This window comes from Pseudomonas sp. GM17 (assembly GCF_000282175.2).
Lineage (GTDB): Bacteria > Pseudomonadota > Gammaproteobacteria > Pseudomonadales > Pseudomonadaceae > Aquipseudomonas > Aquipseudomonas chlororaphis.
In genome coordinates this window covers 2,228,766-2,251,368 of record NZ_CP124732.1, presented here as the reverse complement: position 1 = coordinate 2,251,368, position 22,603 = coordinate 2,228,766, and the positions used below count along the sequence as shown (strand labels likewise).

At 63.5% G+C, this 22,603-nt stretch carries 21 protein-coding genes and 1 pseudogene; 9 read left to right on the top strand and 13 right to left on the bottom strand.

Going from position 1 to position 22,603, the window contains the following annotated elements; genetic code table 11:
* Positions 1 to 67 precede the first annotated feature (67 nt).
* The gene (locus PMI20_RS10140; protein ID WP_007922237.1) at positions 68 to 610 is read right to left on the bottom strand and encodes a helix-turn-helix domain-containing protein; all 543 of its coding nucleotides are present in this window, start codon (positions 608 to 610) and stop codon (positions 68 to 70) included.
* 159 nt (positions 611 to 769) lie between these two features.
* Here PMI20_RS10140 and PMI20_RS10135 point away from each other — a divergent pair, with 159 nt between their 5' ends.
* Both PMI20_RS10135 and PMI20_RS10130 read left to right on the top strand, forming a co-directional pair.
* Entirely contained in the window at positions 770 to 1,552 is a 783-nt protein-coding gene (locus tag PMI20_RS10135) for an aldolase (RefSeq protein WP_007922239.1), read from the top strand.
* A 30-nt stretch (positions 1,553 to 1,582) separates the two neighbouring features.
* Entirely contained in the window at positions 1,583 to 2,470 is an 888-nt protein-coding gene (locus PMI20_RS10130) for a dihydrodipicolinate synthase family protein (RefSeq protein WP_007922247.1), read from the top strand.
* A 200-nt stretch (positions 2,471 to 2,670) separates the two neighbouring features.
* On the opposite strand, the gene PMI20_RS10125 is transcribed toward PMI20_RS10130, so the two are convergent.
* Positions 2,671 to 3,006, bottom strand: coding sequence for a YegP family protein (locus PMI20_RS10125; protein ID WP_007922249.1), 336 nt, complete (start codon positions 3,004 to 3,006; stop codon positions 2,671 to 2,673).
* Between the two features lie 215 nt (positions 3,007 to 3,221).
* Here PMI20_RS10125 and PMI20_RS10120 point away from each other — a divergent pair, with 215 nt between their 5' ends.
* The 6 genes and pseudogenes from PMI20_RS10120 to PMI20_RS10095 all read left to right on the top strand — a co-directional run bounded on the left by PMI20_RS10120 (position 3,222) and on the right by PMI20_RS10095 (position 9,542).
* Positions 3,222 to 3,761: an RNA polymerase sigma factor gene (locus tag PMI20_RS10120; protein ID WP_007922251.1), complete on the top strand. Its 540-nt coding sequence runs from the start codon at positions 3,222 to 3,224 to the stop codon at positions 3,759 to 3,761.
* Complete coding sequence (locus PMI20_RS10115; protein ID WP_007922253.1) at positions 3,758 to 4,714, top strand: FecR family protein; 957 nt, start codon at positions 3,758 to 3,760, stop codon at positions 4,712 to 4,714. Before PMI20_RS10120 ends, PMI20_RS10115 begins: the two co-directional genes overlap by 4 nt.
* 120 nt (positions 4,715 to 4,834) lie before the next feature.
* Positions 4,835 to 7,210 carry a TonB-dependent receptor gene (locus tag PMI20_RS10110; protein WP_007922254.1) on the top strand — a complete coding sequence of 792 codons (2,376 nt, stop codon included), beginning with the start codon at positions 4,835 to 4,837 and terminating at the stop codon, positions 7,208 to 7,210.
* 58 nt (positions 7,211 to 7,268) lie between these two features.
* Positions 7,269 to 8,404 (top strand): IS3 family transposase gene (locus PMI20_RS10105; protein ID WP_238543459.1). Its coding sequence is split into 2 segments (ribosomal slippage): positions 7,269 to 7,518 and positions 7,518 to 8,404, totalling 1,137 coding nucleotides; the frame shifts between segments, so codons are not numbered across the junction.
* Positions 8,405 to 8,441: 37 nt separating this feature from the next.
* Positions 8,442 to 8,654, top strand: a pseudogene (locus PMI20_RS10100) (hypothetical protein); the annotation flags it as partial.
* A 534-nt stretch (positions 8,655 to 9,188) separates the two neighbouring features.
* On the top strand, positions 9,189 to 9,542 hold the full coding sequence (locus PMI20_RS10095; RefSeq protein WP_007927423.1) for a DUF6124 family protein: 354 nt from the start codon (positions 9,189 to 9,191) through the stop codon (positions 9,540 to 9,542).
* Positions 9,543 to 9,667: 125 nt separating this feature from the next.
* Here the strand turns inward: PMI20_RS10095 and PMI20_RS10090 are convergent, their stop codons facing one another.
* The 6 genes from PMI20_RS10090 to PMI20_RS10065 all read right to left on the bottom strand — a co-directional run bounded on the left by PMI20_RS10090 (position 9,668) and on the right by PMI20_RS10065 (position 14,321).
* Positions 9,668 to 9,973, bottom strand: a complete 306-nt coding sequence (locus tag PMI20_RS10090; RefSeq protein WP_007927425.1) for a ribbon-helix-helix domain-containing protein — start codon at positions 9,971 to 9,973, stop codon at positions 9,668 to 9,670.
* A 78-nt stretch (positions 9,974 to 10,051) separates the two neighbouring features.
* Positions 10,052 to 10,633, bottom strand: a complete 582-nt coding sequence (locus tag PMI20_RS10085) for a DJ-1/PfpI family protein (protein WP_007927432.1) — start codon at positions 10,631 to 10,633, stop codon at positions 10,052 to 10,054.
* 154 nt (positions 10,634 to 10,787) lie between these two features.
* Positions 10,788 to 12,005, bottom strand: a complete 1,218-nt coding sequence (locus PMI20_RS10080) for a class I SAM-dependent methyltransferase (protein WP_007927434.1) — start codon at positions 12,003 to 12,005, stop codon at positions 10,788 to 10,790.
* Between the two features lie 237 nt (positions 12,006 to 12,242).
* The gene (locus PMI20_RS10075; RefSeq protein ID WP_007927435.1) at positions 12,243 to 12,860 is read right to left on the bottom strand and encodes a TPM domain-containing protein; all 618 of its coding nucleotides are present in this window, start codon (positions 12,858 to 12,860) and stop codon (positions 12,243 to 12,245) included.
* A 29-nt stretch (positions 12,861 to 12,889) separates the two neighbouring features.
* The gene (locus tag PMI20_RS10070; RefSeq protein ID WP_007927436.1) at positions 12,890 to 13,639 is read right to left on the bottom strand and encodes a TPM domain-containing protein; all 750 of its coding nucleotides are present in this window, start codon (positions 13,637 to 13,639) and stop codon (positions 12,890 to 12,892) included.
* A 73-nt stretch (positions 13,640 to 13,712) separates the two neighbouring features.
* Entirely contained in the window at positions 13,713 to 14,321 is a 609-nt protein-coding gene (locus tag PMI20_RS10065) for a LemA family protein (protein ID WP_007927437.1), read from the bottom strand.
* Between the two features lie 254 nt (positions 14,322 to 14,575).
* Between PMI20_RS10065 and bglX the strand changes: the two genes are divergently transcribed.
* Positions 14,576 to 16,897: a beta-glucosidase BglX gene (gene bglX, locus PMI20_RS10060; protein WP_007927438.1), complete on the top strand. Its 2,322-nt coding sequence runs from the start codon at positions 14,576 to 14,578 to the stop codon at positions 16,895 to 16,897.
* 139 nt (positions 16,898 to 17,036) lie between these two features.
* Here bglX and PMI20_RS10055 read toward each other — a convergent pair whose 3' ends face one another.
* From PMI20_RS10055 to PMI20_RS10035, 5 genes are all read right to left on the bottom strand, one after another.
* Positions 17,037 to 18,200: a phospholipase D-like domain-containing protein gene (locus PMI20_RS10055; RefSeq protein WP_007927439.1), complete on the bottom strand. Its 1,164-nt coding sequence runs from the start codon at positions 18,198 to 18,200 to the stop codon at positions 17,037 to 17,039.
* Between the two features lies 1 nt (position 18,201).
* Positions 18,202 to 18,792: a YceI family protein gene (locus tag PMI20_RS10050; RefSeq protein WP_007927440.1), complete on the bottom strand. Its 591-nt coding sequence runs from the start codon at positions 18,790 to 18,792 to the stop codon at positions 18,202 to 18,204.
* Between the two features lie 184 nt (positions 18,793 to 18,976).
* Positions 18,977 to 19,744 carry an IclR family transcriptional regulator gene (locus PMI20_RS10045; protein ID WP_007927441.1) on the bottom strand — a complete coding sequence of 256 codons (768 nt, stop codon included), beginning with the start codon at positions 19,742 to 19,744 and terminating at the stop codon, positions 18,977 to 18,979.
* 86 nt (positions 19,745 to 19,830) lie between these two features.
* On the bottom strand, positions 19,831 to 21,288 hold the full coding sequence (locus tag PMI20_RS10040) for an amidase (RefSeq protein ID WP_007927442.1): 1,458 nt from the start codon (positions 21,286 to 21,288) through the stop codon (positions 19,831 to 19,833).
* The gene (locus PMI20_RS10035) at positions 21,288 to 22,598 is read right to left on the bottom strand and encodes a citrate-proton symporter (RefSeq protein ID WP_284172379.1); all 1,311 of its coding nucleotides are present in this window, start codon (positions 22,596 to 22,598) and stop codon (positions 21,288 to 21,290) included. The genes PMI20_RS10040 and PMI20_RS10035 overlap by 1 nt, the downstream gene beginning before the upstream one ends.
* Between the last annotated feature and the right edge of the window lie 5 nt (positions 22,599 to 22,603).

Here is a 22,603-nt window from a genome sequence, read left to right as displayed (position 1 = left end):
ACGGTGTTGAGATCGCTGAAGGCCTTCGGCCTTATCGCAGCCTTCGGCAGCGGCTACATCGTGTCCCTTATTCCTCGCCGCTGTGCACCACCACCAGCAACTGCGCCTGCACCTCGCCCACCGAGCGCAGGCGGTGGGGTTTCTGCGCGTTGAAGTGCAGCGCGTCGCCCCGGTTGAGGATCACCCGCTCGTTCATGAAATCCACTTCCACCTGCCCTTCGTGGACAAACAGAAACTCCTCCCCCAGGTGTTCCTTGAAGCTCTTGTCGGTGAACTCCCTGGGCGGGTAGATGATGAACGGCAACAGGCTGCGCTCGCTGACCTGATGCGCCAGCACCGCATAACCCGGCGCCTGGTCGTTGGCCGCCAGCGACTGGCGTTCGTCGCTGCGCACCAGGCTGTAGCTGTCGAGGCTGACCTTGTCTTCGGCGAACAACTCCTCGACGTTCACGTTCAACGCCTTGGCCAGTTTCAACGCCGCGGCGATCGAGGGCGTGTTCAGGCCGCGCTCGACTTTCGACAGGTAGCTCTTGGTCATGCCGGATTTCTCGGCCAGGGCCTCTAGCGTCACGCCAAGTTTTTTTCTCAATAATTTCAAACGGATAGACATGTAGAACGGTTAACCCATCAAGGAGGCGACGATTTGTCCTTGCCAATGACACAAAGTGTCATATAGCCTCTTTAGTGTCATTTGCTTTCACCCAACGACCTTGCGAGCAGCGGGGGCTGGCAAATCCGACGTCCATTGCAACGACCAAAGGACACCGATATGGCCAAGACATTAGCACTACCCAAAGAGCAACTGGTCAGGCAAGCCCTGACCCAGATGCAAAACACCCTGGCGGATAATACGTGGACCGACCGGCAAAAGCTGGCCCTGACCTGCCGCATCCTGTTCGAGAACGGGCATGACTCCGGTCTTGCCGGGCAGATCACCGCCCGTGGCCCGCAACCGGGCACTTACTACACCCAGCAACTGGGCCTGGGTTTTGATGAAATCACCGCGGGCAACCTGCTGCTGGTCAACGAAGACTTGGAGGTGCTCGAAGGCCACGGCATGCCCAACCCGGCCAACCGTTTCCACAGCTGGGTGTACCGCGCCCGCCCCGATGTGAACTGCATCATCCACACCCACCCGACCCACGTCGCCGCGTTGTCGATGATCGAAGTGCCGCTGGAAATCTCCCACATGGACCTGTGCCCACTGTACGACGACTGCGCCTTTCTCGAGGCCTGGCCGGGGGTGCCGGTGGGTAACGAAGAAGGCGAGATCATCTCCGCGGCCCTGGGCGAGAAGCGCGCCATCCTGCTCTCGCACCACGGCCAGCTGTCCACCGGCGCCAGCATCGAGGAAGCCTGCGTGATCGCCCAACTGATCGAGCGCGCCGCCAAGATGCAATTGCTGGCCATGGCCGCCGGCACCATCAAGCCGATCCTGCCGGAGCTCGGCCGCGAGGCCCATGACTGGATCTCCAAGCCCAAGCGTCACGCCGCCGCCTTCAACTACTACGCTCGGCAGAACCTCAAGCAACACGCCGATTGCCTGAACTGAACCCACCTCATTTGCTAAAGGAGCGTCGCCATGTCGAACGCCAACATTCACGGCATCATCGGCTACACCATCACCCCGTTCACCGCCAACGGTGAGCAACTGGACCTGGACACCCTCGGCCGTTCCATCGATCGCCTGATCGACAGCGGCGTGCAGGCCATCGCGCCCCTGGGCAGCACCGGCGAAGGCGCTTACCTGAGCGACGCCGAGTGGGACCAGGTCGCCGAGTTCAGCATCCGCCACATCGCCAGGCGCGTGCCGACCATCGTCAGCGTTTCCGACCTGACCACCGCCAAGGCCGTGCGCCGCGCGCGGTTTGCCGAGGCCAAGGGCGCCGATGCGGTGATGGTCCTGCCGACGTCCTACTGGAAGCTCAGCGAAGCCGAGATCCTCGCCCACTACCGCGCCATCGGCGACAGCGTCGGCGTGCCGATCATGCTCTACAACAACCCGGCCACCAGCGGCACCGACATGTCGGTGGAGCTGATCCTGCGGATCTTCAATGCCGTGGAAAACGTGACCATGGTCAAGGAGAGCACCGGCGACATTCAGCGCATGCATAAGCTGCAACTGCTGGGCGAAGGCCAGGTGCCGTTCTACAACGGTTGCAACCCGCTGGCCCTGGAAGCCTTCGCCGCTGGCGCCAAGGGCTGGTGCACCGCCGCGGCGAACCTGATCCCGCAGCTCAACCTGGACCTGTACCAGGCGGTGCTGGACAACGACCTGGAGCGCGCGCGCGAACTGTTCTACCGCCAGTTGCCGGTGCTCGACTTCATCCTCAAGGGCGGCCTGCCGACCACCATCAAGGCCGGGTTGAACATGACCGGTCTGCAGGTCGGCGACCCGCGCCTGCCGGTGTTCCCGCTGAATGAAGCCGGGCGCAATCAGTTGCAGGCCATGTTGAACGCAGTGCGCTGATCGGGCCCTGGCTGTAGGGGCAAGCTTGCGGGCCTCATCGCCGGCAAGCCTGGCTCCTACCGTCCGCTTCTGTAGGAGCGAAGCTTGCTCGCGATAGCGGCGCATCAGACACCACGCGTTGTCTGACGCCTACAAAAGCAGCGCCCAACAAAAAGCCCGGCAGGTTGTCCTGTCGGGCTTTTTTGTTTCAGTGCAAAACGTCAGGCGGTCTTGTCTTTGATGGTCGTGCTCGGACCGTTGGTCTGCACGCTGGCAATGCCCGCGTCGCGCGCCGCCTCGGACGAATAGCGCTGGCTATTGCCGATGATCTGGTGGTTCGCGGCCTTGAGGTTGAAATAAGGTTTGCCGTCCTTGGAGACTTCCTTGGCGTAGCGGGCCTCGTTGGGACTGTTGGTCTGCACCGAAGCGATGCCGTTTTCGGCGGCGCTGCGGGAGGAATACAACTCACTCGTCAAAATGGTTTCAGCATTGCCAGCCTTGAGAACGAAGCGGAACTGCCCGTCACTGCTTTTGCTCAATTCATACCATCCAGCCATGGTCCTGCTCCTGAGTGTCCAAAGATGCGAATGCACTTCGGATTAAAGCTTGTCTTTGCCGGTTTACCAGCGTTTGGGGTGTGTTGCTGAGGCACGCAGCATCAGACAGGAAAAATCGCATCCGGTTCATGGCGCGAAACTCATGCAGACAAATAGTAATAATTCTCGATATCATTCGCGACCTTTCTGCCCGGCAGTACTTGCGAAGGATTTTCATGTCTCGCTTCAAGCCCGACCCCACCTCGGCGGACCCCGTCCGCGGGTTCTATGCGGACATCCTGCATTACCTGCGTAAACGCACGGACAACGCCTGCGATGCGGCGGACATGACCCAGGACGTCTTCACCCAATGGCTCGATTACCGCGACCGGGCCAAGGTCGAACAACCCCGCGCCTTTCTGTTCCAGATGGCGCGCAACCTGCTGCGCGATCACTGGCGCCGGCAGAAGGTCAGGCACAAGGTGCACCACGAACCGCATGCAGCAGAACCCGAGCCACTGGCCGATGAACACCACGAGCCTCTGCCCGCGGCCCAGCGCCTGCAACGCCTGGAGCGCTTGAAGAGCGTGCTCGCCGAACTCTCGCCGCGCCGCCGCGAAGCCCTTATGCTGCACCGCTTCGAAGGCCTGAGCCAGGCACAGATCGCCGAACGCATGGGCATCTCCCTGAGCATGGTGGAAAAACACATCGCCTTTGCCCTGCTGCACTGCAAGCAGCGCCTGGAGCAGGAACACGGCAAGGAGCAAGCCCAATGACCCGCCACAGCGACACCGACGAGATCGACAGCATCGACGCCCAGGCGGCCGTCTGGTTCACCCGCAATCGCGACGATCGCAGCCAGGCCACGCGTGAAGCCTTTGCGGCCTGGTCCCGCGAGCCGGCCCATGCCCGGGCCTATGCCGAGTTCGAGCGCTTGTGGGCCGAGCTGGCCGAACTCGAACCACTGAACCAACCAACGCCGCTGCCGGTGCGCAAAAAGCCGCGCTGGCGCCCGGCCCTGGCGGTGGCCGCCGCGTTGGTCTGCGCGCTGCTGGCCATCGAGCTGGGCGCCCCGCCGGCGATCCATTCGCAACAGATCGCCGCGCAGAGCACGGGCATGCGCAGTTTCAACCTGCCCGATGGCAGCACCCTGTACGTCAACGCCAACACCCGCCTGCGCATCGACTTCAGCGCGCAGCAGCGCAACCTCTACCTGGACCAGGGCCAGCTGTACCTGGAAGTGGCCGCCGACAAGGAACGGCCGCTGTGGGTGCATGCAGGCAACGCCCAGGTGCGGGTGGTCGGCACCGGCTTCGATGTGCGCCGCGGCGAGAAACAACTGGTGGTCAGCGTCGCCCACGGCCAGGTGGCGTTCGTTCCCGACGCGCAGAAGCCCGATTCGCTGCTGCTCGGCGCCCGCCAGCGCGGCATCTATGACTACGCCAGCGGCACCCTGCGGGAACAGGCGGTGAACCTCGATGAGGTCGCCGACTGGCGCGGCGGCCACCTGGCCTTTCGCAATCGCGACCTGGCCAGCCTGGTGGACGAGCTGAACCTCTATCGCCGCCAGCCGGTGTTGCTGGCCGATGGCGCGCTGGGCAACTTCAAGGTCTCGGGCAACCTCGATGTGCAGGACCCGGACGCCCTGATCAAGGCCCTGCCGGCGCTGATCCCGGTGAAAACCGTGGCCCTGGCCGACGGCCGCGTGCGTATCGAAGCCCGACGCTGAAACCCATATGCGAATATTTTGCATTCGCATATGAGGTTTTATTTTGCTGACGCGTCTTCCTCCGGTCTGCGTTGTTTACGCACACCTTTTCTGGCCTTTGTCGCCGCTCCGGGGGATTTCATGTTTCGCGCGCCTTATCACTTGCAGCTCATCTGTTCGCGTCCGACCCTGCTCGCCACCTGCCTGGCGTTCAGCCTGCAGGCCCAGGCCCAGGTTCAAGTCGAATCGTTCAACTTTGCCCTGCCCGCCCAACCGCTGGCGGCCTCGCTGAGCCAGGTGGCGCAGCAGGCGAAGATCCAGTTGCTGTTCGACGAAGAGTTGCTGCGCAACGTGAAGGCCCCGGCGCTGAAGGGCGATTTCAGCCCCGAGGCGGCGATCCAGCAATTACTGGGTGGCAGCGAGTTCAGCCTGGTCAAGGTCGACAAGACCTACGTGGTGCGCCCCGCGGAAAACAGCAGCACCCGCAGTTCGGCGCTGCAGCTGGGGGCCATGAGCGTCATCGGCAGCGGCCTGGAAGTGGACTCCGCCACGGTCGGCCGCTCGACCTTGAACCAGGCCGAGATCGATCGCCACCAGGCCACCAATATTCCCAGCCTGATCGCCACCCTGCCCGGCGTCAGCCTCGGCGGCTCGCTCAAGCCCGGCGGCCAGACCATCAACATCTGGGGCCTGGGCGACGCCGAAGACGTGCCGATGAGCGTCGACGGCGCGACCAAGAGCGGCTTCGAACGCTACCAGCAGGGTTCGATCTTCATCGAGCCGGAACTGATCAAGCGCATCGAAGTGGAAAAGGGCCCGCACTCGCCCGAGACCGGCAACGGTGGTTTCGGCGGCACCGTGCACATGGAGACCAAGGACGCCCCCGACCTGCTGCAGGAAGGCCGCGACAGCGGCGCCATGCTCAAGTACGGCTACAGCAGCAACAGCCATGAGCAGGCCTACACCGGCGCGGTGTACGGACGCACCGAGGACCGGCGTTTCGATGCCCTGGCCTACTGGACCAAACGCGACGGCGACGACATGAAGCTGGCCAGCGCCCAGCCGGACCCGCGCAACGCCTACCCGATCAACCCCAAGCGCCTGCCCAACACCGCCCAGGACCTGGACGGCGAGCTGTTCAAACTGAACATGCAACTGACCGACGAACATCGTCTGGGCTTGAGCTACATGCGTTCCAACAGCGATATCTGGGCGCCCTTCTCGGCCAAGAGCTACCCGACGCCACCGACCCAGAGCGATATCGACAAGTACGGCTACGACGGCGCCACCCGGCGCTTCCTGGCCCAGCGCAATACCGTCGATACCACCTGGCAGGCCAAGTACCAGTACACGCCGCTGGACAACCCGTGGATCGACTTCGAGGCCAAGTACTCCGATTCCAAGACCGACCAGACCGACGAGCGCGGCCCGAACGCCTACACCCAGCCCGCCTCCGGTGGACGCAAGATCACCGTGGGTTACGAGGACAGGATCCTCTCGCTGAAAAACACCAGCCGCTTCAACACCGGCCCGCTGGAACATGCCCTGACCCATGGCATCCAGATCCGCAAGCACACCCGCGAGGTGGACATGTGGATGCCGGGCAAGACCTACGAGGTGCCCAAGTACAACAACGGGCATTACCAGCCGGGCTTCATGCCCCATGGCAAGGTCGACAACAACGCCTTCTATATCCAGGACGCGATCACCCTGGGCGACTTCACCCTGACCCCGTCCCTGCGCTACGACCATGTACGCAACCGTGGGCAGAAAAACGACGCGCCGATCTATAACAGCCCCAACCCGGTGGTCGGCCACGATTATGGCGACAAGACCTACACCGGCTGGTCGCCACGGCTGTCGGCGTTCTGGACGGTCACCCCGCAATTCGCCCTGTTCGCCGACTACAGCAAGACCTGGCGCGCGCCAGTGATCGACGAGCAATACGAAGTCCAGGCGCCGGGCACCACCCGCTCGGCCACCAGCCGCGACCTCGACCCGGAGCGCATCACCGCGTTGCGCGCCGGTAACATCACCAGCTTCGCCAATGTGTTCAGCGATGCCGATAGCGTGCAGATCCGCACCACCGTGTTCCGCAATGAGATCAAGGACGAAATCATGAAGAACCTGGGGATCGGCTGCCCCGAGCAACTGAGCAGCGGCAAGAACATCGGCCAGGTGTGCAACCAGCCGACGATCGGGGTCTACCGCAATATCGGCGACCTGACCATCAAGGGTTTCGAGGTCGAGAGCTTCTACGATTCGACCTACCTGTTCGGCTCGCTGTCCTACTCCTGGATCACCGGCAAGCATGAAGGCGCCTACACCAATCCCTGGGGGCCGAATGTCTGGGCGCGGGACATTCCGCCGCGCAAGTGGGTCGCCACCCTGGGGGTGAAAATCCCGCAGTGGGATGCGCAGGTGGGTTGGCAGGGCCAGTGGGTACGCCAGACCGACCGCGTGCCGAGCGACGTCTACCCGAGCGGCCCGGCCAGCGCCTTGGGTGAACTGGCCTAATAATTCTGGACACCTCAATCGGGCGCTATGATGGCGCCCAAATCTGAGGTGTTTGGACATGCGCAACTCTTATTCAAATGAGTTCAAGCTCAAAGCAGCCAGCATGGTGCTGGACGAAGGACAGTCGGTTCCCGAGGTCTGCGCCAGCATAAATATTGGTCCTACGGCCTTGCGGCGCTGGGTCGATCAACTGCGCAAGGAAAGAGAAGGTTTAACTCCGATAGGGGCCAAAGCCATCACTGCTGATCAGCGGGAAATTCAGCGGCTCCAGGCCCTGCTCAAGCAGAAAGACCGGGATATCGAAATCCTAAAAAAGGCCAGTGCTCTCCTGCTTTTGGACGCCAAAGATCACTCGCGCTGATCGATGAGTTGGGCGAGCAGTACGGCGTAAATGAGTGCTGTCGTGTGCTTGAGATCAGCCGCAGCAGCTTCTACAGCTGGCGTCAGCGCCAAGGCCAGCAATGCCCTGAGCGAGAAAGGCTCAAGGCGGAGCTGGTCAAGCATCACAAGGCGTCGAGGGCCTCAGCAGGCTCTCGTACCCTGGCCAAAATGCTGCAGGCCGCTGGGCACCAGATAGGTCGATTCAAGGCTCAAAGCCTGATGCGAGAGGCCGGGATAACCTGCCGGCAGCGCAGGCGTCACAAATACCGGTCATCGGGTGTGGAGGCTTTGACGGCACCGCATGAACTCAAGCGTCAGTTTGATGTGAAGGCACCCAACGAGGTGTGGTGTGGGGACGTTACTTACATCAAGGCTGGCAAGCGCTGGTTGTATTTGGCGGCTGTTTTGGATCTGTTTGCCCGCCGTATCGTGGGCTGGTCGTTCTCGTCGATTTCTGATGCGACGCTGACCTGTGAGGCACTGCGGATGGCGACTGAACTGAGAGGACACCCAAAGGGCGTGCTGTTTCACTCTGACCAGGGCTGCCAGTACACCAGTCACAAATTCAGGCATGAATTGAATGAACAAGGCTATCGCCAGAGCATGAGCCGTAAAGGCGAATGTTGGGACAACGCCCCGATGGAGCGTTTTTTTGGAAGCCTGAAGTCGGAGTGGGTGCCTAAGGGCGGCTACGGCTCGGAACATGAGGCCCGAATGGACGTGCAGCGCTACATCACACGCTACAACACCACTCGGCCTCACAGTTACAACGAATATCGATCACCCGTCGCAGCAGAAAGACTGGCTGCGTAAACCTTAAATGGTGTCCAGGATTACTTGACCAGTTCAGGGCGACTCCTACTGGGACCAGTACGAGAACGGCCGCTACAACGTGCAGGGCCTGTTCGCCAACTGGAAACCGCAGCAACCGTACCTCAAGGGCACGGAAGTCAACTTCACCCTGGACAACATGTTCAACCGCGATTACCGCCCGCCCCTGAGCGGCGAAAACGCCTCCAGCCTTGGGCGTAACGCCAAGATCAGCGTGACCCGGTTCTTCTGAACCGGGTGCGCTGCCCCTATAACCGCTGTAATCCCTGCAATCGCTGTAACCCCTGTAGCCGCTGCCGAGCCTGCGAGGCTGCGATCGACCCGAAGGGGCGCGGCGATCTTGCGACCGTCTGAGGTCCTGCGGACCTATCGCAGCCTCGCAGGCTCGGCAGCGGCTACAGGTATTGGTCAGGGAGAGGTGCTGGACGGAGAAGAAGTTTCGCTTTGTTTTGTAAGGTATTTCCTAGAAAATCCCCAACGCCTTTGAGCGCCTTGTCCCCCTCAGATCGATCAGGCAGTCTGCCTGGGTCGCTGCAAAATCAGCGGCCCGGATGTGGAAGTCTGGTTCTGAAGAGCGTGCAATTCGTCTCAATACGAACATCAGTAACTTTCGGTGCTGGTGAAGTCGTTTTATGGCGGCTGTACGTGGGGCACCCTCGGGTGCGCCGGCTCTTCAGTCCCGGTCTTCCACACCTGCGTACGGCTGCCACCTTCTCATGTGGAAGTGAGATCCGGCGGTTCCTTGAACGACTGGAGAAATCACCTCATGAAAAAGCTCGTCCCCGATCCACCCCTGCAATCCCCTCGTAAACTGCGCGACCCGGAACTGGATCGCGCCAACGCCAGCCTGATCGCCACCTTGCAAGGCACGCGCCGCCGCCCCTTTGGCCTGCGCGATGGCCAGGGCCATCCCCTGTTCGCCGTGCAGCCCGGCGTCAATGCCGAAGACGCGCTGATGCACGTGTCCCTGCTGCTCAAATGCGCCGAGGAGGTGTCCGATGAAATCACCGAACGCGCCAGCGGCATCGAACGCGGGCTGATCTGGTCCATGGTGCACTCAGTAGAAATGGCCCGCGCAGTGGTGGACGCCCTGCTCGACGGCACCCGCCCGACCTCTTGATATGAAACGAATCCTGTAGCCGCTGCCGCAGGCTGCGATAGGTCCGCAGGACCTCAGACGGCCGCAAGATCGCTGCGCCCCTTCGGGTCGATCGCAGCCTGCGGCAGCGGCTACAGGGTGCGGGGTTATTGGGTGGCGCTGCGCACCACGCTGAGTCCCGGCGTGGCGCTGCGGCGCTGGCTCAGGTAGCGGGTGCAACTGACCCGCAGGAACGAGGCGAAATTCACCACTTCGCCGCGGTAGTCCATCACCTCTTCGTAGAGCTTGGCGATCAGCTGGTTGGTGGTCATGCCATCGACCTCGGCGATTTCGCTGAGGATGTCCCAGAACTGGTTTTCCAGGCGCAGGGTGGTGACCACCCCGCAGATGCGCAGCGAGCGCGAACGGGACTCGTAGAGGATCGGGTCGGCTTTGACGTAGAGCTCGCACATGCTGGGCGCTCCTCGGTTGTAGGGGTAGGACGATGGCGCTGCTTCCTGACAGAAAAGCAGCGCCGGCGGATCATCCTCTTACAGGGTGATTTGGGTGCCCAGCAAACCGAGGAAACCGGCCAGCCAGCTAGGATGCGCCGGCCAGGCCGGGGCCGTCGCCAGATTGCCTTGGACGTGGCTGTCCGTCACGGGAATATCGATGTAGGTACCTCCGGCCAGGCGCACTTCCGGGGCACAGGCCGGGTACGCACTGCACTCGCGGCCTTCGAGAATGCCCGCCGCGGCCAGCAGTTGGGCGCCGTGGCAGACGGCGGCGATCGGCTTGCCGGCCTGGTCGAAGGCTTGCACCAGTTGCAGGACTTTTTCGTTCAACCGCAGGTATTCCGGGGCACGACCGCCGGGGATCAGCAGCGCGTCGTAATCGGCGGCCTCGACCTTGGCGAAGTCAAAATTCAGGGCGAACTGATGGCCCGGTTTTTCGCTATAGGTCTGGTCGCCTTCGAAGTCGTGGATCGCGGTGCGCACGGTCTGCCCGGCCTTTTTGTCCGGGCACACCGCATGCACGGTGTGGCCGACCATCAGCAGCGCCTGGAACGGCACCATCACTTCGTAGTCCTCGACGTAATCGCCGACCAGCATGAGGATTTTTTTCGCGGCCATGGAGATGACTCCTCTTCAAGGGAAAACAGGAGTATTCAAGGTAGTCCCTATCCGCGGGGCCGGGTAATAACCCGGTACTACGCCAGTAATGCTGCCGGGCATTGCGTCATCGTTTTTCGCGGGCAAGCCTCGCTCCTACGGCTGCAGGCAACCCTCAGCCCAGGTAGCCGTCGGCCCGCAGCAGGGTTTCCAGGCAGTGCTCGCTGATGTGGTAGAACGCCTTGAGCTCGCCGATCTTCGCCAGCAGCTGGGTCGGGTCCTGGGGCTCGGCGCGTTTGACCGCGAGGATCATCTTGTTTTTGTTGGTGTGTTCCAGGGAGATGAACTCGAAGACCTTGGTCTCGTAGCCGCAGGCTTCGAGGAACAGCGCGCGCAGGCTGTCGGTGACCATCTCCGCCTGCTGGCCCAGGTGCAGGCCGTATTGCAGCATCGGCTTGAGCAGCGCCGGGCTCTGCATCTGCGGGCGGATCTGCTTGTGGCAGCACGGCGAGCACATGATGATCGCCGCGCCGGAACGAATGCCGGTGTGGATCGCGTAGTCGGTGGCGATATCGCAGGCATGCAGGGCGATCATCACGTCCAGCTCGCTCGGCGCCACGCTGCGCACGTCGCCGCACTTGAACTCCAGGCCCTGATGGTCGAGGCGCGCCGCCGCGGCGTTGCACAGGGTCACCATGTCTTCGCGCAGCTCCACGCCAGTCACCTGCCCTTGCGCCTGCAAGGTGTTGCACAGGTAGTCGTGGATGGCGAAGGTCAGGTAGCCCTTGCCGGAGCCGAAGTCCGCCACCCGCACCGGCTGTTGCAGATCGATCGGCGACGAGCTCAGCGCATGGCTGAAAACCTCGATGAACTTGTTGATCTGCTTCCACTTGCGCGACATCGCCGGGATCAGTTCGTGCTGCTTGTTGGTCACCCCCAGGTCGGTGAGGAAGGGCCGGCTCAGCTCCAGGTAGCGGTTCTTCTCGCGGTTGTGCTCGGCGGACGGCACTTCGCGCTGCTGCTGGGCCTTGCCCTTGAACAGCGAGCTTTTGCCCTTCTTGCTGTATTCGAGCTGCACCTCATCGGTGAGCGACAGCAGGTGCGCGTTCTTGAACGACGCCGGCAGCAGCCCGGCGATCAGCGCCACGCCTTCATCGAGGGGGAAGTTCTTGGTGATGTCGCGGGTCTTGTAGCGGTAGACGAAGGACAGGCACGGCTGCTCCTTGACCGTCAGTTGCTTGATGATCAGCCGCTGCAAATCCGCCTCGGCCCCCACATGCTTGGCCAGCACCAGTTTGATAAAGGCGTTCTGCGCCAGGCTGGTTTCCAGCAATTCGAGAAACTGGGCGTGATGATCCGGCGCGAGGCTGGCGGGGGTTGCGGTTGCAGACATGTAAAAGGTGCCTCGGGCGATGCGGGGTGTGAATCGGGGAATGGCGGGTATTTTAGGGGGGATGGCCCGCCGGGGCACGGAGTTATTTACCCGACGGAGCAGAATTCCAGGCGATGGGGCCTCCTGTAGCCGCTGCCGAAGGCTGCGATCGGCCGAAAGGCCGTGGCGCTCTCAAGATCGCTGGAGGTCCTGCGGACCTTGCGCAGCCTACGGCAGCGGCTACAGGGACGGGGGAAATCAGGCCAGGACCACCAGGCGGTTGGGCAGTTCGTTGCGCACATGGGTCACCGGCACATGCACCTTGAGCAGTTCGCCGCAGGCCTCGATGCAGTTGATGAAGCCTTGCAGGGTCTGCCCCTGCTTCACCTGCTGGGTGAAGGCCTGGACGATGGCGTCCCAGGTCTTGTCGTCGAGGCGCCTGGAAATGCCCTCGTCCACCAGGATTTCCACATAGCGCTCGGCTTCGCAGACGAAGATCAGCATTCCGGTGCTGCCGACGGTGTGATGCAGGTTCTGTTCGAGAAACTGGCGGCGGGCCAGGTTCGAGGCGCGCCAGTGGCGTACCGAGCGCGGAATCAGGCGAGTGGTGATCCGCGGGATGCGAAACACCAGGCAGAGCACGATAAAGGTCACCCATTGCACCAGCAGCAACAGGTGCATGCTCATCCAGCCGGTGGCGTAATGCACCACGCCCGGCACGATCAGCGCCAGCAGGCTGGCCCAGAGCAACGGGATATAGGCGTAGTCGTCGGCGCGGGCGGCCAGCACGGTGACCAGCTCGGCATCGGTCTGCTGTTCGACCCGGGCGATCGCCTCGGCGACCTGCCGTTGTTCGTACTCACTCAGTAGTGCCATGTCTTCCCATACTCATCGATTATTGTTAGTCACCAGCCGCCTGACGATCCGCCGCCGCCAAAACTACCACCGCCACCGCTGAAGCCCCCACCGCCTCCGCCGCCAAAACCGCCCCCGCCAAAACCTCCGGAACCGCCACGCCCGCCGCCACCGCTGGGCAGGATGCCAAGCAACTGGCAGACGAAGATCGTCACGATAAACAGCAGCACCAGGAACACCAGGGCGCCGGGATGCCGCTCGAAAAACTCACTGCCGCGCTCGCCGCCACCGTCATAGGCAGCGCTCGGTTCGTCCAGGGGATTGCCGCCCAGCACCAGCAGCATGGCCGATACGCCATCGCTGATGCCCTTGCTGAAATGGCCGGCCTTGAAGGCCGGGGTGATGACCTGGTTGATGATCACCGAACTTTGCGCATCGGTCAGGCGATCTTCCAGGCCGTAACCGACTTCGATGCGCAGCTTGCGATCATCGCGGGCGACGATCAACAAGGCGCCATTGTTCTTGTCCTTCTGGCCAATGCCCCAGTAGCGCCCCAGCTGATAGCCGAAGTCCTCGATGCTGGTGCCTTGCAGGTCCGGCAGGGTCACGACCACCACCTGCTCGCCGGTGGACTGTTCGTGGGAGGCCAGCTCCTGGGTCAGTTGCTGGCGCACCGCCGGCTCGATCATCTGGGCGTTGTCCACCACCCGCCCGCTCAGCGCCGGGAACTTCAGCTCGGCCTGGGCCGCTATCGCAAACACCCAGAGCAACAGCACCACACCCACTCTCAACACGCGCATTGGAACCTCATCCGTGGTAACGCCGGGGCGGATCCCGCGGCCGCTCGCGCGATCCGCGGGTAGCCGCTGCTGATCAGAACTTCACTTCTGGGGCTTTGTCGGCGTCGGGGCTGGTGGCCTCGAAGGTCTCGCGCACCGGCAGGTTGCTGTACATCACGCTGTGCCACAGGCGGCCGGGGAAGGTACGGATCTCGGTGTTGTACTTCTGCACCGCGAGGATGAAATCGCGACGCGCCACGGCGATGCGGTTCTCGGTGCCTTCGAGCTGCGACTGCAGGGCCAGGAAGTTCTGGTTGGCCTTGAGGTCCGGATACCGCTCGGACACCACCATCAAACGGCTCAAGGCACCGGTCAGCTGGTCCTGGGCCTGCTGGAACTGCTTGAGTTTTTCCGGGTTGTCCAGGGTGCTGGCATCGACCTGGATCGACGTCGCCTTGGCCCGCGCCTCGATCACCGCGGTCAGGGTCTCCTGTTCGTGCTTGGCGTAGCCCTTGACCGTTTCCACCAGGTTGGGGATCAGGTCGGCGCGACGCTGGTACTGGTTCTGGACCTGACCCCAGGCCGCCTTGGCCTGTTCGTCGAGGGTCGGGATGTTGTTGATCCCGCAGCCGCTGAGCAGGCTGCCGAGCAGCAGCAATGCCATCACGGGCCAGCTTGAGCGAAGGCTCTGTCGTACGTTCATGGTGGTGACGCTCCTTGCAACCTAGGGGATGGAACCTGTAACCCTTTGAATCGAGTGCATCGGGCATAATCTGCCGCCACCACTGGATTGCATCGGGCCAATCGGCTAAAAGATGCCCAGCGCGAAAAAGAGTTCAGAAGTGTGCTGCATTTATCCGAACAACAATAGTCGTTCCTTTATTAGCCGCTCTCCCAATTTTCGGCCGCTCGACGCGTACTGATCGCGTCTGTTTTAGGCCCTAGAGAACAATATTCATGAAGAAGCTGTGTTTGCTGGGTTTGCTGATCAGCCTGGCCAGTCACCCTGCCCTCGCCGCCACCACGCCGGTATCGGCCCAGGAAAAACCCTTTTCGGACGCGGTCCTGCAGAACAAGGACGCTTTCATCGACAACCTGCTCAAGCAGATGACCCTGGATGAAAAGATCGGCCAGTTGCGCCTGATCAGCATCGGTCCGGAAATGCCCCGCGAGCTGATCCGCAAGGAAATCGCCGCCGGGCGCATCGGCGGCACCTTCAACTCCATCTCCCGCCCGGAAAACCGGCCGATGCAGGACGCGGCCATGCGCAGCCGGCTGAAGATCCCGATGTTCTTCGCCTATGACGTGATCCACGGCCACCGCACGATCTTCCCGATCCCCCTGGCCCTGGCGTCGAGCTGGGACATGGACGCCATCGGCCGCTCCGGGCGCATCGCCGCCCGGGAAGCCAGCGCCGACAGCCTGGATATCACCTTCGCGCCAATGGTCGACATCTCCCGCGACCCACGCTGGGGCCGCACCTCCGAAGGCTTCGGCGAAGACACCTACCTGGTCTCGCACATCGCCAAGGTCATGGTCAAGGCCTACCAGGGCGACAGCCCGAAGAACGCCGACAGCATCATGGCCAGCGTCAAGCACTTCGCCCTGTACGGCGCGGTGGAAGGCGGTCGCGACTACAACGTCGTCGACATGAGCCCGGTAAAGATGTACCAGGACTACCTGCCGCCCTACCGCGCCGCGATCGACGCCGGTGCCGGCGGGGTGATGGTGGCGTTGAACTCGATCAACGGCGTGCCGGCCACCTCCAACACCTGGCTGATGAACGACCTGCTGCGCAAGGAGTGGGGCTTCAAGGGCCTGGCGGTGAGCGACCACGGCGCCATCGTCGAGCTGATGCGCCATGGCGTCGCCAAGGACGGCCGCGAAGCCGCCAAGCTGGCGATCAAGGCCGGCATCGACATGAGCATGAACGACTCGCTGTACGCCAAGGAGCTGCCGGGGCTGATCAAGTCCGGCGACGTCAGCCAGCGTGACCTGGACAACGCCGTGCGCGAAGTGCTGGCCGCCAAGTACGACATGGGCCTGTTCGCCAACCCGTACCTGCGTATCGGCAAGGCCGAGCAGGACCCGGCCGACACCAACGCCGAAAGCCGCCTGCACCGCAGCGATGCCCGCGATGTGGCGCGCCGCAGCCTGGTGCTGCTGAAGAACGCCAATGAAACCCTGCCGCTGAAAAAGGCCGGCAAGATCGCCCTGGTCGGCCCGCTGGCCAAGGCGCCGATCGACATGATGGGCAGTTGGGCCGCCGCCGGCGTGCCGGCGCAATCGGTCACCCTGTTCGACGGCATGAGCCGCGCCCTGGGCGATCAGGCGCAGCTGATCTACGCCCGTGGCTCGAACATCACCGCCGACAAGGCGGTGGTCGACTACCTGAACTTCCTCAACTTCGATGCCCCGGAAGTGGTGGACGACCCGCGCCCGGCCCAGCAGTTGATCGACGAAGCGGTAAAGGCCGCGCAGCAGGCTGACGTGGTGGTGGCGGCGGTGGGCGAATCGCGGGGCATGTCCCACGAATCCTCCAGCCGTACCGACCTGCACATCCCGGCCAGCCAGCGCGAGCTGATCAAGGCCCTCAAGGCCACCGGCAAGCCGCTGGTGCTGGTGTTGATGAACGGCCGGCCGCTGGCGCTGCTCGATGAGAACGAACAGGCCGACGCGATCCTGGAAACCTGGTTCAGCGGCACCGAAGGCGGCAACGCCATCGCCGACGTGCTGTTCGGCGACTACAACCCGTCCGGCAAGCTGCCGATCACCTTCCCGCGTTCGGTGGGGCAGATCCCGACCTACTACAACCACCTGACCATTGGCCGGCCGTTCACCCCGGGCAAACCAGGCAACTACACCTCGCAGTATTTCGACGACATCACCGGTCCTCTGTTTCCGTTCGGTTATGGCCTGAGCTACACCACCTTCAGCCTGTCGGACATGGCCCTGTCGTCGACCACCCTGAACAAGAGCGGCAAGCTCGACGCCAGCGTGACCCTGAAAAATACCGGCAAGCGCGACGGCGAAACCGTGGTGCAGCTGTATATCCAGGACGTCGCCGGCTCCATGATCCGCCCGATCAAGGAACTGAAAAACTTCCAGAAAGTGCAGCTCAAGGCCGGCGAACAGAAGGTGATCCACTTCAGCATCAGCGAAGACGACCTGAAGTTCTACAACGCCCAGCTCAAGTACGCCGCGGAACCGGGCGAGTTCAAGGTCGAGATCGGCCTGGACTCCCGGGACGTCAAGCAACAGAACTTCGAACTGCTGTAACCCTCCCCCTCGGACTCGCTCCTGCCCCCCCATGTAGGAGCGAGGCTTGCCCGCGATAGCGATTCTGCTGATACACCGCGTTGCCTGGATCGCCAGCAAGCTTGGCTCCTACAGAAGCCAAAGCTGGGCCGGGCCGGGTTCAGTCGCGGCGATTGAGCAGGTTGACCACCAGCCGGTCCACCCAGCCCCAGATCCGCTGCTTGACCCGCCGCCACAGCGGGCGGTTTTTCCAGGCTTCGAGGCTGACTTCCTGGCTCTGGTCGAAGTCGGCGAGGAAGCTTGCAAGCACCGCATCGGTGAGCGGTAGGTCGAGGGCTTCGAGGTTGGCCTCGAGGTTGAAACGCAGGTTCCAGTGATCGAAGTTGCACGAGCCGATGCTCACCCAATCGTCGATCAGCACCATCTTCAGGTGCAGGAAACGCGGCTGGTATTCGAAGATCTTCACCCCGGCCCGCAGCAGGCGCGGGTAATAACGATGCCCGGCATAACGCACCGACGGGTGATCGGTGCGTGGCCCGGTCAGCAGCAGGCGCACGTCCACCCCGCGTCCGGCAGCGCGGCGCAGTGAGCGGCGGACCTTCCAGGTCGGCAGGAAATACGGGGTCGCCAGCCAGATTCGCCGGTGCCCGCTGTTCAGCGCGCGCACCAGCGATTGCAGAATATCCCGATGTTGCCGGGCGTCGGCATAGGCCACCCGGCCCATGCCCATGCCCTCGCCCTGGGCCGGCACGCGCGGCAGGCGTGGCAGACCGAAGTTCGACGCCGGCTTCCAGGCGGTGCGATAGCGGTTGGCGATCCACTGCCGGTCGAACAGCATCTGCCAGTCGAGCACCAGCGGGCCGCTGATCTCCACCATGACTTCATGCCAGTCGCAGCTGTCTTGCAGCGGGTTCCAGAATTCATCGGTCACCCCAGTGCCACCGACCACCGCCAGTTCCTGATCCACCAGCAACAGTTTGCGGTGGTCGCGATACAGGTTGCGCACCCCGCGACGCCAGCTCAGGCGATTGTAGAAGCGCAGTTCGACCCCGGCGCCCGTCAGGCGCTGGCGCAGACCCAGGGTGAAGGCCAGGCTGCCGTAGTCGTCGAACAGGCAACGCACCCGCACCCCGCGCTCGGCGGCCTGGGTCAGGGCCTGGACCATGGCCTCGGCGCAGGCGCCCGCCTCCACCAGGTACAGCTCCAGTTCCACCTGCTCACGGGCCCGGGCGATCGCCACCAGCATCCGCGGGAAAAAACTCGGACCGTCGATCAGCAACTCGAAGCGATTGCCTTCACGCCAGGGAAAAACCGCGCCCGCCATATCAGCGCGCCGTGAAGATCAGCACCGCACCCACCGGCACAGATAGACTGATCGCCGACAGGCCGGCCGCCTTGCGCAGGGTTTCGAGCCCCGGCACCAGGTCGAAATCGGCGGCGTTGAGCACCAGCGGCTCCAGGGTCACCACCTGGAAGCGTCGATCGTCCAGGCGCGTGGCCAAAAGCTCGGCGCTGTATTCGTGCTGTTTGCCGTGCAGGGTGACGTTGACCGGCAGACGCAGCTCGATCTGCGCGCCGGGCGCCAGGTCGTTGATCGGGCGCAGGTTGATCTGTGCGTTGATCAGGGCATCCGGATGCTGCTCGATTTCGAACAGCTCCTTGCGCATGCGCTCGTCGCGCAGCGGAATCCCGCTGTTGATCGAGTCCAGCTCGACTTCCAGCTGCGCCATGCCCTTGGCGTCGACCTTGCCATGCAGGACCAGGAAGCGCTGGACTTCGGAAACATTGGCGTTTTTGGTGGTGACAAACGACAGGCGCGAGGACTCGTTGTCCAGGTACCAGTTGGCCTGGGCCGGCCAGGCCGCGCAGGCCAGCAGCAAAGCGCCCAGGGCCTTGGGGAAAGAAGCGTTGAACATGGAAGACTCATGGGGTCGAGAAATCTGAGCCGAACCTTAACCGGCCCGCGCGCGCTTGCAAACAGCGACCAGCCCCGAATGGTGAATTCCGTAGCCGCTGGCGCAGGCTGCGAAAGGTCCGCAGGACCTCCTGCGCCCGCGAGAATGTCACGGCCGTGCCGGCCGATCGCGCCTGCGGCAGCGGCTACAGGCTGCGCTCGACATCGTGGACAGTCGCCGCGAGGCTGTCCAGGTGCAAACTCAGCACCCGCTCCACTGGCGCCTGGTCCATCGGCCAGTGCAGGGCCATGCTGCCCACCAGCCGGCCCTGGTCACGAATCGGCAAGGCCACGGCGCGGATCAGGAACGGCAGCCGCACCGGGTACTCCCAATAACCTTCGGTGCGCTGGCCGAACCCTTGATGCTGGGATTGCTCGCAGGCGCGGTACTGGTCCTCCTGGGGCACCCGCTCGCGGACGGCCAGGCGCTGGACCTGCTCGTGATCCAGCTCGGCCAGGCACGCCTTGCCCATCGCCGAATGGAACAGGCTCGAATAGTGGCCGACAATCTGGCAGTTATGCGGATAACGCTTGCGCAGTACCGCCGGGATCGAACTTTCCATGACCTCCAGGCGCTCGCCGTCGAAACACGACAGGTCGACCACCAGCCCGGTGCGCTCGCTCAAGGCCTGCAACCAGGGCGCGGCACGCTCCACCAACTGCCGCTTGAAGCGTTGCTGCTGGTCGCCGAACAGCCGCCTGGCGCACAGCCGGTAGCGCCGGTCGCTCAGGCCGCGATAGATCCAGCCCTGCTCCTGCAACGTCAGGAGCATGCGCGACACCGTGGCCTTGGGCAGCGCCGTCAGGTAATGCAGCTCCTCCAGGCCCAGGGCCTGGTGCTGGCCCAGCAGTTCGACGATCGCCAACGCCCGTTCGACCGAACGCACACTGCCGGTTTCTACCTTGCTGGCCATATGCCGACCTCCCTGATAAGCGGATGGATGAGCGTTTTACGCAGCAAGATACGGGCCCGATAAACCCGTACACCCCGGTTCGAGGGTTACAACGGATGACCCGGCGGCCGGCGCCTGACCCACTGCGTCAGTTGTTCGTGGGCATGACCGAGCTGCAACACCGCCCGGTCGGCCTGGGCCGGACCGATGATCTGCATGCCCATGGGCAAGCCCGCCGGGTTGAAGCCGACCGGCACGCTGAGGCTCGGCAGGCCGGCCAGGGTCGGGCCGATCACCACTTCCATCCAGCGATGGTAAGTATCCATTTCCCGCCCTCCGACAAGGCGCGGCCAAGGCACCCCTGCATCGAAAGGGAACACTTGGGCGCTGGGCAACAGCAGGAAATCGTAACGTTCGAACAGGCGCTCCAGGGCCCGGTACCAGTCGCTGCGAATCTGCGAGGCCTGGTAGACATCCGCCGCGCTCAGGCGCAGCCCGCCCTCGACTTCCCACTGCGCCTCGGGCTTGAGCAGTTGGCGCTTCTGCGGGTCGGTATACAGCGGCCCCAGGTTGCCCTGGACCAGCCAATGCCGGTGCACCAGCCAGCACTGCCACAGCGCCGCCATGGAAAACGCCGGCTGGCAGGCCTCGACCTCGCAGCCCAACTGGCGAAAATCCCCCAGCGCCGACTCGCACAGCGCCAGCACGCCATCGTCCATGGCCAGATAACCGTCGTAGTCCCCCAGCCAGCCCAGGCGCGTGCCGCGAAAGTCCCGCTGCAAAGGCTCGTTGAAGATCGCCGGGTCGTCCTTGAGCGACAAGGGCACCCGCGAGTCGTACCCGGCCTGAGTGGCCAGCAGACGCGCGATATCGGCCACGCTGCGGCCCATCGGGCCCTCGGTGGCCAGTTGCTGGACGAACAGCTCCGGCGCCGGGCCGTGGGGCACCCGGCCCTGGGACGGGCGCAGGCCGAAGACATTGTTGAAGGCCGCCGGGTTGCGCAACGAGCCCATCATGTCGCTGCCATCGGCCACCGGCAGCATGCGCAGCGCCAGGGCCACCGCCGCCCCGCCACTGCTGCCGCCGGCATTCAACGTCGGGTCGTAGGCATTGCCGGTGGTGCCGAACACCTTGTTGTAGGTCTGCGAGCCCAGGCCGAACTCCGGCACGTTGCTCTTGCCGACGATGATCGCCCCGCTGGCCCGGACCCGCTCCACGCAGATGGCGTCATGGGCCGGGATCTGTTCGGCGAACAGCGGCGAGCCCAGGGTCGTGCGCAGCCCGGCGGTGGCCGCCAGGTCCTTGATTGCCTGGGGCATGCCGTGCATCCAGCCCAGGGACTGGCCCCGGTCCAGATGGCGGTCGCGCGCCTCGGCCTCGGCCAGCAGTACCTGGCGCTCGCGCAACGACACCAGGGCATTGACCCGGGGGTTGCAGCGCTCGATCCGGTCCAGGTAGGCCGACATCACTTCGCGGCAGGAAAACCTGCGGGCGTGGATCGCCCGGGACAGCTCGACGGCGCCCAGCTCGACAATGGGTCCAAGGTCTTGTATTGCGATATCCATCAAGGCTTCACCCCGAAATTCAGTGTGCTCGGTTTCTTCTCTTTGGGTGCCTCATGCAGGCAATAAGTGCCCAGCAGCGTCAACACGCAGGCAAACAAGACATAAAACGCCGGGGCCACCGGGGTGCCCAGTACCTTGCTGAGCCAGGTCACGATCAGCGGAGCGAAACCGCCAAAGACCATGACCGCCACGTTGTAGGCCACCGACACCCCGGTGGAGCGCACCTGCACCGGGAACTGTTCGGCCAGTGCCGTCGGCGCCGGGCCGAAGAAGCCGCCGATGGCGCTGCACAGCAGCACCTGCATCACCAGCAGCCGCTCGATCGAGGGCGCCGCGGCGACCCAGACATACAGCGGGTACACCATGACGAAAAACGCCAGGGTGAAGGCCAGCAATACCGGGCGCCGCCCCAGCCGGTCAGACAGGGCGCCGGACAACGGAATCACCACCGTCATCAGCGCCACCGCGAACATCTGCACCAGCAACACCTGGTCCAGCGGCAAGCCAAGGTTCTTGTGGGCGAAGGTCGGCATGTTCACCAGCACCACGTAGAACGACACCGTCGCCCCGCAGGCCAGGCCCATGGACACCAGGATGCTGCGCCGGTGCTCGCGCAGCACCTGCATCAGGCCCGGGCCGTTGCCGCGCACCTGCCTGCGGGCCTCGACGAAGGCTTCCGGCTCTTCCATGTACTTGCGGATCCACAGGCCCACCGGGCCGATCAGCAAGCCGATGACGAACGGCAGGCGCCAGCCCCACAGATCGAGGTCCTCGGGCGAGAGCAGATGGGTGACCAACGCCACCATCGCCGCCCCGGAGAACACCGCCAGGCATTGTCCGACCAATTGCCAGGAGCCATACAGGCCCTTGCGGTGCGCCGGCGCGCTTTCCACCAGGAAGGCCGTGGCGCTGGCGTATTCGCCGCCGGTGGCGAAGCCCTGCAGCATCCGCGCGACCACGATCATCAGCGGCGCGCCCATGCCGATGGCCGCGTAGTTGGGGGCAAAGGCGATCAGGGCGATGGAGACTGTCATCAGGCGGATGATCAGTTGCATGGCGGCCTTGCGGCCTTTGCGGTCGGAATACATACCCAGCAGGACGCCGCCCACCGGGCGCATGAAAAAGCCCACGCCGAAGGTGGCCAGGGCCATCAGCAGCGAGGCGTATTCGTCGTCGGAGGGAAAAAACTGCCGGGCGATGATGCTGGCCAGAAAGCCGTAGACGATGAAGTCGTACCACTCCAGGGCGTTGCCGATCACCGCGGCGACCACTTGCCGGGTACGCGAAACACTGGAATTCGAGGTGTGCATGAGCG